The organism is Brevibacillus sp. 7WMA2, assembly GCF_010748895.1.
Taxonomy (GTDB): Bacteria; Bacillota; Bacilli; order Brevibacillales; family Brevibacillaceae; genus Brevibacillus_B; species Brevibacillus_B halotolerans.
In genome coordinates this window covers 2,502,501-2,517,340 of the sequence record NZ_CP048799.1, presented here as the reverse complement: position 1 = coordinate 2,517,340, position 14,840 = coordinate 2,502,501, and the positions used below count along the sequence as shown (strand labels likewise).

Below are 14,840 nucleotides of genomic sequence, written 5' to 3'. Positions count from 1 at the left end.
AGCCTGCGGAAGATGATATTCCCCAGGCTTTTTGATTTGTAGAGCAATCGTTATGTAACGAACTATTTTTGTAGCATTCGCATCAAAAATCCATTCTGCTCACCTATATTCATAAGATCAGCTCCAAAGTATCCAATGACCATAGCAAGCCCCGTCCATGCAACAATACTAATCCCAATCCACAACAACATTTTTTGTCGGGTTGCCCCAAAAGACATTCCCATTATCGCAGTAAGATGACTTCCGACTAGAGCAGGGCCTAAAATACTTAGCCCAGGCAATCCATACTTTTTAAAGAGGTGCCTTGCACGCTGCTGACGTTTGCTTGGTTCCTTGTCACCACGTTTTTTCTGTAACCATATTTGTACTTTTTCCATTAGTAAAATAAGTAGAAAAACAGTAATGGCATTACCCACTAGCGCTACCAAGGAAACTAAAAGGGGATTCAGCCCAGCAAAAATTCCAATCGGAATCATTGCTATAACCTCAAACATGGGAGTAGCGGCAAACAGGAAAATGATCAAATAAGGCCAAAGTAGATTCATAGTTGAGAGTTCCTCCTGAGTTTGTTCATCATCTGATGTTTCGTGCTTTGTCTGATCTTACCATCAATACCGATAAGGCTTCATTTTTGCTCCGGCTAGCATTTGTAAGAAGTGCTAGAATGCACTAAGCTAAGCGAGGGGAGTTACTAGATCTAGGACAACCACGCAAGCAGATAGTACGGGGCTGTGCTAATACGACCTACATAAAACACGACAACAGCCAAATTCTGCTGAGACCGTCTTAGACGACACGATGACCCTAAGTCTTTTTTTAATGTTCAGAAAGTCGCTTCTGTTTGAAATCTTATGTTTAAAGTAAATAATCTATCGCATGATGTCAACGATCAGTTACAGATTGGTTATGTTTTCTTGTCATAAGAAGTCAGATATCCACTTAAAAGGAAAACGGGATTTGATACGCATGAGACGTACTACATGTTACGATGAATGCTTTCATGCTGGTGAGGTATATGTAGGCAGCAAAGGATTGCTTTCTATGGTTGGATGCTATTATTGGAATAAATTATGGAAGATAAAAGTTTTTCTCTGTCAAAAATAAAGCTAAAAACCTTAATATTTACAACGTTCTTACCGATATAAAGAAATGGGTATGTTTTTCTTTGAGGAGAAACACACAGTAAAATTAGAGGAGGGGAACGAATGACCAGAAGGATATTGCATGCACTGTTGGCCTTAGTCATGATGCTGACCGTGATCCCGTTTTATCCGATGGGCGCAGGTGCAGCTGGTAGCGGGAATAACTTTATATTTGAAAATCTCCCTGAGATTGTTAATGACAAATATCTATCTCTTGAGGGATCTTTAAATCAGGTTTCTTCCATAGGCATTAGTTATACGGTAACACCGAAAAACGGAAAAGAAGGTCCACAGAAGACAACGGGAGTTATCGTTTCAGATGACGGAAGACGGATTCGTGTTGCAAACATTGAATTGTTCCCAGGTGAAAATACAATTACGTTTCGCGGGAAGAATGGTGCTTCCGAGATAACTTCTTCGTTTAAAGTGAACTATATTGATACGCCGCTTTTGTATAACCTACAGTTCAAATCAGGTGCACAAAAGCTACCTTTGAATGAACAAAGTGCAACAGTTGTAACACAGCGTTTTACAAGTGGTAGTGGCATTTTTACAATTGAGGGGAACGCTCCTAACGTTACAAAGGTAATCGTGGAAAGCGACGGAGAGTCACGTTCAGCATTTGTAAATGAATCAGCAGATAACTACTTTATTATCAGTCAGTTGAATTTGAAAAAAGGAAAGAACGTCCTTACATTCAAATTGACCAATAAAGATCAGGTTATTGAATCCAAACGAGAAGTTATTTACTTTGACGGAACGGCTACTTTTTTTGATACAAAGGTATCCGTAAATGGCTCAGCAACTGAGTATGATTTAAAAGATTTTCCAATGCTCTTGTCTAAAGGTACACCAAATGCTGCTGACTTTACCTTCTCAGGTGATTTGATGATCCCTGTAGACAGTAATTTTACTCCAGCTGCAAGTACAGTAGAAATCATGAAGGTTCGCTTCTTTGAAGGCAGCCTATCTGGTACTGCAAAGGCGAATATCACGTTCAAGGATGCAGAGTTAACCAAGCAGCCAGACGGTGCTGAGTATCATCATTACCGCTATAGCTTTAAAGGTGATAAGTTACTTGATGGAAATCCACCTGATGATCCAGCAGCACCAAAGCCAGGAGCACCAGCAGTATTCCCATTTGAGATTGGGAAACGCTATACGGTGGCGATGGATGGATTTAATCCAGTGCAGTCAAATAAAGAGTCTTCTAGCGTATACGATACAAACAGCGATTTTGGCTACACCATCAAGGATGACAGCAAGTTCCAAATTACAGGTGCAGAGTATATCCAATCGGACAAAATACCGGCTGGAAATGAAGAAGGCAATAAATTTGATGCGAATACTACCATTAATAAATTGCCATTCTCTATCGCTCTGCTAACGAAAAATACAGGTACGGTAAACAAAATCACCGTTCATGCGATTGGACAAGGCGGTGGCAAGATTCCTGTTACCGTTAGTCCTGCTACTGGAACCGTTCGCGGTGAACGTCTCTGGTTCACCATTAGGGAACTTCCAGTTAATGGAACGCAAAAGCTAGAGTTTGAGGTTGAAAGCTCAAATGGTAAAGATGAATATTCTCTACAAATTACATCAGCTTCTGGACCAGTTCAAGAATTTGCCAAGATCAAAGACGGTCAGGTTTTTGATTATGATCCAACGATTACTGACTACGAGAAAAAGCTTGTTACTAGCATGGGAGAATTTGAGGGTACTGTTAGCAATGTGGAGCTTGAGGCAGCTAGCTATACAAACGGTACGATCAAGCTGACTTTGAATAACAGCGATATTCCATTAGAGCCAAAAGGTGACAACTATCACTTTAAAATGAAACCCGGTACAAAGGTTAATTTTATTGAAGGTCAAAACACCTTGGTTTTCAGATACAAAAAAGGTAACGTTCTGTACGAAAAAACGTACAAAATTTCGTTACTATCCAACAACTACCCTGAAGTTCCAAAAGGCGGCACAGAAGGAATTTATCCTTATGCAACAGAGAAGCCTTCTAAGGACAACCGCTTTACTGGTAAAGACGGAGTGTATACAACCAAAGAAAAGAAAATGAATGTCTTTGGTACCTTTGATTTTATTGATCTGCCAGATTCAACTTCCGCTATCGAAGGAAGACTTAACGATATGAAGAAAGATATTGAGGCTGGTAATGAGCCGAAATATGTACTTGAAATCAAGTCTTCTGATGATAAGTATGATAAAAAATGGATTTTAGGTAAAAACAAATTGTTAATTGATGGAAAAGACACTTGGGGAAGCCAAGAGGTCGACAATTTGGAAGTGAAGTATTTGAAGGACAAAAAATACTTTACCTTCATTCTTTCCAACATTGAATTACCTAAAGATGGTTCAAAACTAGTTTATACCTTTACCGTTTACAATAACGGGGTAAACGGCTCTTCCAAATCAACTTCTCGTTTGGAAGTTCGTGCGCCAGGCTTAATGTACGACATTGTTCGTCCTATTTTGCCGCGTCAAGCTACCTTGAATCAAAACTTTGTTGAAGTAATCATTGATGCACCAGGTGCGGACAGCATTACATTCGGCAAAAATAATGTTGCGACAAAAGTAGACTACGACGGCGATATGGACGGGAAAATTGATTACCCGAACGCCTTTAGAGCGGTCATTACAGATCTAAAACCTAACAAGGCGAACAAAATTAGCTTTACGGTGAAGAGTGCTAACGGCGATGTCGTAAATGATTCGTTCGAGGTATTCTATGCACTAAGTACTATCCCAGGCGCGCAACATATGGCACCAATGACTGCGAAAACGAATATTTTCGAAAAGCAGTTAAACCTGACATTCCCGAAAGATACGTATCTGGTTCGCTACGATTATAACGTACCAGAGAATTTGAGAGGTCAAGTCTTCAAGGCCCATAACATCCTATACGGAATTGCTAACAAAGAGGATGGCGTTGTTGACCGTTTTGATTATCTACAAGAAAGACCGAAAAACTTTGATGATGTGATTAAGGACTTGGGTCGTGATTTCGAGCATTCCTTTGATACACATTTTGTAAAAGCATCGAATGTATTCTGGATGGATGCAGGTTTAGCTGATGATCCAGGTACAAAGGAAGACTATGATCCGTATCCATATGGTATGCTGCCAATCATGCCACGTGCGTTAACAGATAGTCTGAAGCTGTATAACTTTAACGATGTTCCTGTAAATCGTGTGCTTGTACCAAACAAACGCGGTACGCTAGAGCTTGCATACGATGCGAATGTTGTTTCGGATGCAGCTAATCATCTAACCGTAATGAGATATGACCCGAACAAGTTCTTCTGGGAAAATCTTGGCGGTAAGGTGAATGTGAGCAAGAAAACGATCACTGTTCCATTTGACAAGTTTGGCTATTATGTAGTAGCTAAGCTAAACGATTCCTTTGTAGATGTTGTGACTCATCAATATGCACGCAACCAAGTAGAAGCAATGTTTGCTAAAGGAGTTATTAAAGCGGATAACGAAGTGGAATTTAAGCCAGATACAGAAACGACACGTGGTGAATTTACAGCGATGATCGTGCGTGCCTTGCAGCTTCCATTAGTAGAAAAGCCGCCAAGTCAGTCGTTTGTGGATGTACCGTTTGATTACAATGGTACTCAGAAGTACGACTACCGTCACATTGAAACAGCAGCGCGTTTGGGAATCGTTCGCGGTAAAGAACCAAAGATTTTCGAACCAAATAGTAAAATTACTCGTGAAGAGGTTGCCGTTATTTTAGCGCGTGCGTTGAAATTAAAAACGGAAACCAATGCAGCAAAAACAACTGCAAACTTAACAAAATTGTTCAAGGATGCACCATTGGTTGATCGATATGCAGCTCCTGCTGTAGTGGAAATCGCCAAGAAAAAACTGATCATCGGTTCTCCAGTAGATCCGAATGACCCGAAACAAGGCTATATATTTGAGCCAAAAGCTAACATGCTTCGCGGTGATGCAGCGATCTTAATGGCTCGTGTCATGGCAATGCAAAAACTGATTCCAGCTGTTGCTGAAGTCAAGTAGGAACTGGATGAAATAAAAGCGAAAACCTTCCTGGCCATTCTGGTTACAAGGAAGGTTTTCTGCTAATCACAGGGGAGGACGTTGTATGAAAGGATTGAAGTTAGTTGCCTTATCTGCCGCATTGCTTGCGATTGGAGGCACAACCGTTTTCGCGGCAACTCAAGTAGTGAGTCCATATGGGCAAGAGGGAAACTACCAAAAGGTAGCCTTGACGGTAGATCGTTCCCCCATTAACGAGCGTGGAATTGTAATAGACGGCAAGGTATATATTCCGGTTGAACCGTTGCAAAATTTGCGTAAATTAGCTTACATGAAGGATGATGCCTCTTTTGTCACACATCTGTTCTTTGGGGGAACAGGGGGTTCCTCGGCTCTTACTCAGGAAGCCCAACGCGTAATGGGGAATAAAGATGTTCTAAACACCTTAATGCAAAGCATTCCCTACGAATCAAAGAGTTATCATTCAGGCATGATGCTTCAGGATATACAGAACATTGCCTCGCTAGCATCCCAGATGAAAAAGACAACGGATACGTTAAATAAAGCGATCTACAGTAAATTAAATCAAAACGTCACTCCTAATGTGGGAATGCTAAAGCAGACATACACGTATGCTACAGTTCCGATCGAAATTATGAGAGATCGGATGGAGGCTTTATCTGATGAAATTGGTGATAAAGTAAGCAAAAGTGACAGACGTAGAATGGATGACGTTATTGAACTGCTCAATGATGCAGTAAAATATAAACAAAAATCATTACGCACTTTTGAGGATTGGCTAGAAAGCTCTGATGAAGATGATTTAGAAGACATCCGTGATTATGAAAAGGATGCCAATAAATATATTGATGAAGCCATCAAGTATCTAAATGGGTTTGATGCGAAAAAGCCAGGCCAAAAATATACGAAAAACCTGCGAGATAGCGTACTGGAATGGATTCGAAAATCAAATAAATAAGAAACAAAGGCGCTTCTTTTAACGAGTAGCGCCTTTGTTATTATCACGTATGAAACTCATTTGCAACACCTCTTCTATATCCCCGACCTGAAGTACGAACTGTCTAATCTCCTGATGATCAACCCCATGCCGTTCAGCCTGTTCCTTCAGAGCTTTGAGATTAATCCCGAACTTGCCGGGCTTCTTAGGATGAACCATTAATTCTCCTAACGTGACTGTAAGCCCTAATAAGTCTGGATCGAAGTCTTCTGCATCCTTTCTTTGAAAAGGGGCTGTGATCGGTATATAAGCTCGCTCCTTGTTCCAATCAAGCTCGGTTTCCCGAAAGGTAATGACATACCAGAGGGGGGCTAACCGATTTTCCAAGTAGTCGTAATATACGTTGATTTTCATGATGTACCAATCATCCTTTCCCGGGAAAAGCTTCACATTTTTCCGCGTAACTGTCTATCTTATGAGGGAAATCGCTTCTTTTATAAAGCTTAGAAGATAATACCCTTGCGTAGTGAACCACCCTGTTAAGTAAAATGCATTTATCTGATGGGTCCAGTCGATGTTGAGTGAAAACGGACTGCTTTACTGTTGAGCTATATGAGAGTGTGATTTCATACTACACGATTTGTACATGCTGTAGATCAACTGCGATTAAAATGAACTATTTTTGCCTTAAAGGAGTAAGGAAGACAGGCATATCTGCTAAAACAAATCAGTGATCATTTATCACGTAAGGCACGGATTCCATTCCCCTTTAACTATATCACCCGGCTGTTAAAGAGCGTAGTGCATTCCTTTTCTGTGTTCATCATCGAACAGATTTAATTTACACCCAATTAAAAAATTCCGAAAAAACAGGCAAACTCTATAACAAAGAGGCAGTCTATATTCTTGAGAGTAATAGTTAGCCAGTCTTACCTGAACCAATTGTAAAATTTACGGAAAATAAATTAGAATATTTTTACAATTATCTAGTATAAGCTTAGTCTAAAATTCACATCATTATTTTATACTAACAGTGAGAGTGATCATAAAAGTTGCATTTCTTGAAAAAATCCTACTAAATGATCATGTAAAAATTGAAACTCTACCATATAGTGAAAATGCCAGAATACTTTTTCCTATTTTTCTGAAATAGGGAATATACTGGCAGGTCTCATTTTCGTTCTTTTTCAAAAAATTACGTAAAAAGGAGTGACTGAATTGTCGCAGCGAAAAAGGTATCTAAAATGGTTGAATGTTTTCATGATTCTCTGTATGGTATGTTCATTTAGCCTACCTGTAGTTGTACAAGCGGCAGAAACATCGGAAGTTCAAGAAGCATTAGCACCACAAGAAGCATTAGCACCACAAGACGTGACTCAGCGTGTAAAACAAAAGAAGCTAAAAGTGCAGGATATATCTGCGGTCAATGGAGAGGTAACCATTACGTTATCTGACATTCCAGAGGATACACCAGAACCAGAGGATTTTCAGCTTTCAGTCAAAGGGGGCCTATTAGAAGGATGGTCTTCACTAGAAGCAACTGATTTCGCTTGGGATGAATCAAGTAAAACCGCTCGTATCCAATTTGAACCAATCAAAGGTGGAGAGCTGGATAAACGGGTAACTGTACGCGTGGATGCGTACGGCTCGAAAAAAACAGCAAAATCATTTCTGGTACAGGCTACTTCTAGCAAAGTGTTTGCTGTAAAGATAGAAAACCTAGCAGACGATAATATCCTAGAAATCGATTCTGCTTTAGATGGAAGCCTAACTTTGAAAGCGATTGCATATGATATCCGCGGAAGAGAGATGGAAGGTAAAGCTGTAAATTGGAGTTCTTCTGATAGACGAGTCGCTTCAGTGAATGAGGAGGGTGTTGTTACAGCTAAAGCAATTGGGCTAGCCGTTATCCAAGCGGAAGTGGATCATCGGATAGCACTGTTCCCAGTCCTTGTAAAGAAGCCTGGCCCATCACTAAGCTTGTCCGTTAGTAGCTTACATGAATCGGATGCTAATGATGGGGGGATTTCTGACTCACTTCTAGTGGAGCTTCATCATGCCAAGTTTTTGCCTCTGTTTTTGAAATCAAGCGTACAAGTCAAAGGATTACCAGAGGGACTCAGCTACACAGCTAAGCTGGAGAGCGAGGATCGACTTAGAATCACTTTCTTGGGAAAAGCAGTGAAACATGAGGCGAAAGACAGCGTTGATCATGTGTACGTAATTGTGAAGCATGATATGGTATTTGGCGCTCTTTCTCACTTAGTTTCACCAGAATTTTCCATAAATTTCAAAGATTCCAAAAACACGAAAGCACCTGTGTATTTGGATGCGAAGTTAGATGAAGACAATAAGCGAATTACCTTACGTTTTGATGACGAAATTGCCTTGGCGGTTTCTGAAGAAGCACTGCGCGACGCGATCCAAATAGCTAGGAATGGCAGTGACTTCATTTCTCTTACGGAAGGCGATCTTGTTTCCATTAAAGGACAGTCATTAATCGTTACATTGGCTCAAGGGCTGCGTGGAAACGATAATAAGATACGTTTACAAGCCAATACGATTCAAAATACAGCCGGTAACCTGTTAACAGAGACAGTTGTTTCGGAGTCATTAGCGGCTAGTATCGCTTCCATTGCAGACTTGAAACAACGAGTAAATGAAGTCGTAACGCTTCAAGGGATCGTCACGGCGGATAACGCCTCGCTTGGCGGTGGAAAGCTGTCTACGTATATACAGGATGAGACAGCAGGGATTAATTTGTTTGCAAGTAAATGGACCAGTTATCCAGATCTAAAAGAGGGAGATTTGGTTCAAGTAACAGGAAAGATTGTTGTTTATAAAAATTTGACAGAAATCATTCCGGAAACATCAGAAGATATCGTCGTGGTAAGTACGGGGAATCAGGTGCCTGAGGCAAAATTCTTGACAGTAGCCCAATTAAACCAAGCGGCACTAGCAGAAAAATATGAAGGAATGCTAATCTCCTCGCAGGCATTCTTACTATCTGTTCCAAGCAGTGAATCAGGCGGTGGCTATAACCTACGGATGATTGATGAGCATTTCCAAGGCATGACAGTCCGTGTTATGAAAGAGAGCATTGACGTAGCACAGCTTACGGCAGGTAAGTGGTATCAGGTAGAGGGTGTTTTAGCACAATATAATGATCTGTATCAAATACTTCCGCGTAAACAAACGGATTTGCTCCTGTTACAGGATCAACTGCCAACCCCTCAGCCAAAAGAAGCTTACCCTTCCATTGTGAAGGATGTGGTGGATGGCGATACGATTCATTTATCTCAGCCAGTTCTTGGGGTAGATACGGTTCGATTTGTCAATATGGATACGGCGGAAACCTATCATATAAAAGATCCTAATTTTGACTATACCCAGGTATACAACGGTACGGACAATAGCAGTAAAGATAAAAACCAAAAAGCTCATGGCGAACGTGCCAAACAGCATCTAAAAAAATTAATAGCTCCAGGAGATTCGATTACGATTAAACCAGCTTCTACACCTATTGATGCATACGGTCGCCTTTTAGCAGAAGTAATTCTTCCAGATGGCCGTAACGTTAATTTGGAAATGGTGAAAGACGGATATGCCAGCATGTATATCATCTGGCCAGTCAAGGATGAGACATTTAAGCAATACGCGAAAACCGTCAAGGAAGCGAAGCAAGCAGGAATTGGAATTTGGAATGCCCAAGACCCATTGAGTGAATTGCCGTTTGAATTCCGGGCTCGTGAACAGAAAAAGGTACTAAGCAGTCCTGTTGGGGATGCTGGTACAAAATTCTATGTACAGCCTCTTGAATTTCAAAAGGTTGCTGTAGAAAATCGTGTGTTCTTTAACAGCACACAAGAGGCTGAACAAGCTGGTTATACGTTAGCGCCTACTGAAGAAAAGCATGGCTTGTCAACCATACGGCAATTGCCAGACAAAACCCCGATCGTAACAGCTACAGGGGTAGTAAGTACAGTCTCGGACAGTCGGAATAGCTTTTATATTCAAGATGACAAAGCAGGTATTCTGGTATTCCAACCTACTACACAAACACAGGTGAAGCCAGGAGATGTGATTACCATTACAAAAGGCTTGAAAGATACGTACAACGGAGAAGTAGAAATTATGCAAGCCGAATTCTCGATCACAGGTACGGTCAATGAACCTCAAGCTATTTCTGTAGAGGCAAGCCAGCTAATCAAGAAGCAAGGAATGCTGATTCGCTTGGCGGAAGCAACGGTTTCACAGGTCACTCCTAGTAAGCTTGTAGCGGAGACCTCGACGGGCTCGATTGAAGTTTTTTTAGGGAAGTATGGGGTTAGCCTGCCGGAATTACGTGAAAAAGATGTGGTGGATGTAACTGGAATAGCTTCTATTTTTAAAGGCTCGGCTCAGGTTTATCCACGATCTGTAAAAGATATTGTTATTTTACGCAGTGGACTTACCGATGCAGATCGGGTGGCAGCGGATAAAGCAGCTCTTTTTGTAGGGGATGAGAGTGGCACAGCCCGGACTGATCTGACTTTGCCTACCAACGGTGCTTATGGCTCGACAATTACCTGGGTATCCGATCAACCAGCCATTATTTCGGAGCAGGGAAAAGTAATTCGTCCAGCAAAAGGTTCGGCAGATGCAAAAGTAACCTTAACAGCTACTCTGAAAAAGGGGACTAGCATGGATACGAAAGTGTTCTTGCTCACTGTACCTGCCCAAACAATCACGGACGAGGAAGCAGTAGAGGCAGTGAAAGCTAGCTTGAAGGTTACCTATGATGGTACGGCAACAAGCGTGTCTCTACCAAAAATGGGTGCAAACCATGTTGCGATCCAATGGAGCTTGCAGGACCAAGCCCATTCAGCCATCGTAGAGCTTGATAATGGACATGTAAACAGATCGGCTGTTTCCAAGGTAACTGATATTGTGCTAATCGCTTCAATCAAGTTAGGGTCTGCCCAGTCACAGAAAGCATTTTCGATTAGAGTACTTCCTTTGGGAGATGTACCTCTTGTTCATCCAATTACAGTGACAGACTCGCATATAACAGGTACAGCTAAGCTTGGAACAGACATTCATGTTCGTACAGGATCGACGTTAGTAGGGACTGACAAGGCAGATCAGGTAGGAGCTTTCGGTGTAAAAATTCCAGCACAGTCAGTAGGAACTGTACTCGAAGTCATTGCTAGCAATCCAACGACTAATTATCAAAGTGAAGCAGCTTATGTATTGGTAACGGAATCAACAGGGGCACCAAGCATTATTAATGTTGGCGATATTACTGCTTCTGTGAGACAAGGAGCCAATTACACCTTACCTACAACTGTATTGGCTTCCATGAGCGATGGGACCAAACAGCAGGTACCAGTAGATAGCTGGAATCCGAATGTAGCAGATACAAGCAGTGAAGGTACATTCAGCTTTGAAGGAACAGTCGAAGGATATGCGCAAAAAGTACGTTTAAGCTTGGAGGTAACCAAGGAGGGAGCGGGACTGACAGTAGCTCAAGCCCTAGCCCTGCCACAAGGAACGACAATTACACTCGAAGCTTATGTACAGACGGTAGAGCCAAATGCCCAATTTGCAGGCTATGGTATTTATCTTGCTGATCAGCCAGGGGACGAAACTACAGATGCGCTTATCGTAAAATTTGCGAATGCAGACCGCAATGGACCATATGCCGTAGCAAATGCAGCCGGTAAAAAAGTGAAAATCACCGGTGTTTTGCATGATAAAGCGTATTTTAGCAAAAAAGGAATTGCCACCTATACACATATTCAACTTGTGCCATAAGAATAAGGAGGGGTCTACGATGTTTCGTTCATCTTATTTGGTAGCTAAAAAGCTTTGGAAGGGCGCTCTAGTTGTAACACTAGCAGCTTCCACGTTATTCACGAGCTCAGTCTGGGCTGAAGGTCCTCACGATCCGGCTCCGTTTATCTCTGCAAAAGGTACCCCTCTGGGTAAAAAGGTGTTATTTGACAATACGCATGGACAAACAGCAGGAGCGGCAGACTGGGTTATTGATGGAGGCTTCTCTGACTTTGCGAATGCGATCGCTCAAGCCGGCTATGATGTGAAGGAATTACGCAAATCAACACCGATTGTCTATGACGATCTGAAAGAATATACCGTGTTTGTAATTGGAGAGGCCAACATTCCTTATAAGGTATCTGAACAAGCAGCAATGATTGAATTTGTAAAAAATGGCGGTAGCATCTTCTTTATCGGGGATCACTACAATGCGGATCGTAACAAGAATCGTTGGGATGCCTCGGAAGTGATGAACGGATATCGTCGTGGAGCGTGGGCTGATCCAGCTAAGGGAATGAGCGAGGAGGAGCGTAACTCGGAAGCTATGCAAGGGGTAGCAAGCTCTGATTGGCTGGCTGACAACTTTGGTATCCGGTTCCGCTACAATGCGCTTGGAGACATAAATGCAACCAACATTGTGAGTCCTGCTCAGGCGTTGGGAATTACAGAGGGCGTATCCAGCGTGGCAATGCACGCGGGTAGCACACTTGCCATTGTTGAGCCGAAAAAAGCAAAGGGAATCGTTTATTTGCCAAAAACAAATGCAAAATGGGCCCATTCTGTTGATAAAGGTGTATATAAAGGCGGTGGAGTGGAGGAAGGCCCGTATGTAGCTATCGCTAAGCTTGGAAAAGGAAAGGCTGCTTTTATCGGTGACTCTTCTCCGGTAGAAGATGCTACCCCGAAGTATTTGCGTGAAGAGAATGGCCAAAAGAAGAAAACCTATGACGGATTCAAAGAACAAGACGATGCTGTGCTACTTATTAACCTAATCAATTGGCTAGCAAAACAAGAGAATTACGAAAACCTTCAGCAGGTACAAGGCTTAAAGCTGGATACGGCGACTCCTCTCATTACAACTGGTCCAGAAAATGAAATTCCGTCCCAAACAATCGAACCACAAAAAGAGCCTTGGGCAGCTCCAGCCGCTGGTTATAAGTGGTGGGACCCTAGTACATTTGCTAACGGTTCTTACGGAAAATAAAAAATGTCACAAAAAATCTCCTACTGTTGGTGGGAGATTTTTTGTACGATTAGAAGAGGAATAAAACACTGCTTGATGAGGCTCGACTTCCAACTGTTTTCTAACAATGGGTAACTTGAACAAAAAAACATCTAAGGAGATAAGCAAAATGCTTCAATTTACTGAACAAGAAAAACAAGGCGTGTATAAAGCGATTGAAGGGAGACGGGATATTCGTAGTTTTTTGGATACACCATTGCCTGAAGATGCTATTCAACGAATTTTAGAAGCGGGGCATCATGCACCTTCTGTGGGTTTTATGCAACCATGGAATTTTATTATGGTCACAGATCAAGAAATAAAGGATAAGCTAGCTTATGCTGCAGACAAAGAACGACGCGCGCTGGCTATTCATTATGAAGGTACAGACCGCAGTGATCAATTTATGGGAATCAAGGTTCAAGGGCTAAAAGAAGCTCCTCTGACTATCTGTATTACAAATGATCCGACTAGGGGAGGGGCCCATGTCCTTGGTCGCAATTCGATTCCAGAGACAGATGTCTTGTCAGTGGCATGCGCGATTCAAAATATGTGGCTGGCTAGCTGTGCAGAAGGAATTGCCCTTGGATGGGTTAGCTTTTATAAGAAAGCGGATGTCCGTGAAATCTTGGGAATACCTCCGCACATTGAGCCAGTAGCCTTGCTTTCATTAGGCTATACAAATGAATATCCTGATCGCCCGCTATTGGAAGTTCTTCAATGGGAGAAACGACGTAATTTGCAGGAATTAATTTTCCAAAATGAATGGGGTATACAAAAATAAGAATACAGTGGCTGCCAAATCTTTAGATTGCTGGATCGCTCCTATGCAGGCTGTAAGTATGGCATCTACAAAAAAAGAAGTCAGAATTAATCCTGACTTCTTTTTTTGTCTTTATTTTTGCTTCTATTAATGAGGAACAGCGATCAGTTGAATAGCAAATAAAACGCCAAAGAGATAGACTAAAGGATGCACCTGGCGCCATTTGCCTCTTAAAATTTTCATCAGTGGGTATGTAATAAACCCTAGTGAGATCCCAGTAGCGATACTGGAGGTAAGCGGCATGCTTAACAAAACCAAGAAAGCAGGAAAAGCTTCATCTGGTAGTTCCCAATTAATGTGGCGGACACTGCCAACCATCAAGGAGCCAACGATAATGAGCGAAGGAGCGGTGATGGCAGACAATCCTGATACGGCGCTAATTAGTGGACCAAAAAAAGCGCCAATTCCTAGCAACAGAGCAATAAACACGGCAGTAAGCCCGGTGCGACCGCCAGCAGCAACACCAGATGCAGATTCTACATAAGCAGAAGTTGGCGATGTTCCTAACATGGAACCGAATAGAGTAGCGACAGAATCTGATAGTAGGGCACGTTCAGCTCTTGGAAGCTTGTTACCTTTCATTAGTCCTGCTTGTTCAGCTACGCCAAGTACTGTACCAGTCGTATCAAATAGCGTCACTAGTAAAAAAGAGAATACTACTGAATATAGACCATACTCGATGACTTCTCCAAAGGCCGTTACAGGATTGGAGACTAGGATTCCCTCAGGAAGAGTCGGCATAGAGACAAAACCGTTTGTAAATTGAAGCTGACCGGTTAGAAAGGCGATTAAACCAGTAAGAATCATTCCGAAAAATAAAGCGCCATTTATATTTAGAGAGTAAAATATCAGGGTTATTAA

Annotated in this window: 8 protein-coding genes (1 of these 8 only partly in view); 5 read left to right on the top strand and 3 right to left on the bottom strand. The window is 41.9% G+C overall.

Annotated elements, in window-relative coordinates; translation table 11 throughout:
• Positions 1 to 62 precede the first annotated feature (62 nt).
• Positions 63 to 545 (bottom strand): small multi-drug export protein, encoded by a 483-nt coding sequence (locus GOP56_RS10090; protein ID WP_163245478.1) that lies wholly within the window; start codon positions 543 to 545, stop codon positions 63 to 65.
• A gap of 660 nt (positions 546 to 1,205) precedes the next feature.
• Here GOP56_RS10090 and GOP56_RS10085 point away from each other — a divergent pair.
• On the top strand, positions 1,206 to 5,180 hold the full coding sequence (locus GOP56_RS10085; RefSeq protein ID WP_163245477.1) for an S-layer homology domain-containing protein: 3,975 nt from the start codon (positions 1,206 to 1,208) through the stop codon (positions 5,178 to 5,180).
• 85 nt (positions 5,181 to 5,265) lie between these two features.
• Positions 5,266 to 6,138 (top strand): hypothetical protein, encoded by an 873-nt coding sequence (locus GOP56_RS10080; protein WP_003336580.1) that lies wholly within the window; start codon positions 5,266 to 5,268, stop codon positions 6,136 to 6,138.
• Between the two features lie 18 nt (positions 6,139 to 6,156).
• On the opposite strand, the gene GOP56_RS10075 is transcribed toward GOP56_RS10080, so the two are convergent.
• Positions 6,157 to 6,531: a hypothetical protein gene (locus GOP56_RS10075; RefSeq protein WP_254068681.1), complete on the bottom strand. Its 375-nt coding sequence runs from the start codon at positions 6,529 to 6,531 to the stop codon at positions 6,157 to 6,159.
• Positions 6,532 to 7,335: 804 nt separating this feature from the next.
• Here GOP56_RS10075 and GOP56_RS10070 point away from each other — a divergent pair.
• From GOP56_RS10070 to bluB, 3 genes are all read left to right on the top strand, one after another.
• On the top strand, positions 7,336 to 11,913 hold the full coding sequence (locus tag GOP56_RS10070; RefSeq protein ID WP_163245475.1) for an immunoglobulin-like domain-containing protein: 4,578 nt from the start codon (positions 7,336 to 7,338) through the stop codon (positions 11,911 to 11,913).
• Positions 11,914 to 11,932: 19 nt separating this feature from the next.
• Positions 11,933 to 13,138 (top strand): DNA-binding protein, encoded by a 1,206-nt coding sequence (locus GOP56_RS10065; RefSeq protein WP_101668788.1) that lies wholly within the window; start codon positions 11,933 to 11,935, stop codon positions 13,136 to 13,138.
• A gap of 148 nt (positions 13,139 to 13,286) precedes the next feature.
• On the top strand, positions 13,287 to 13,940 hold the full coding sequence (gene bluB, locus GOP56_RS10060) for a 5,6-dimethylbenzimidazole synthase (protein ID WP_003336585.1): 654 nt from the start codon (positions 13,287 to 13,289) through the stop codon (positions 13,938 to 13,940).
• A gap of 126 nt (positions 13,941 to 14,066) precedes the next feature.
• Here bluB and GOP56_RS10055 read toward each other — a convergent pair whose 3' ends face one another.
• Positions 14,067 to 14,840, bottom strand: the 3' portion of a protein-coding gene (locus tag GOP56_RS10055) for an NCS2 family permease (protein ID WP_163245474.1). Its footprint extends 528 nt past the window's final position; 774 of the gene's 1,302 nt are visible here — the last part of the coding sequence; the start codon falls outside the window, past its right edge; the stop codon is at positions 14,067 to 14,069.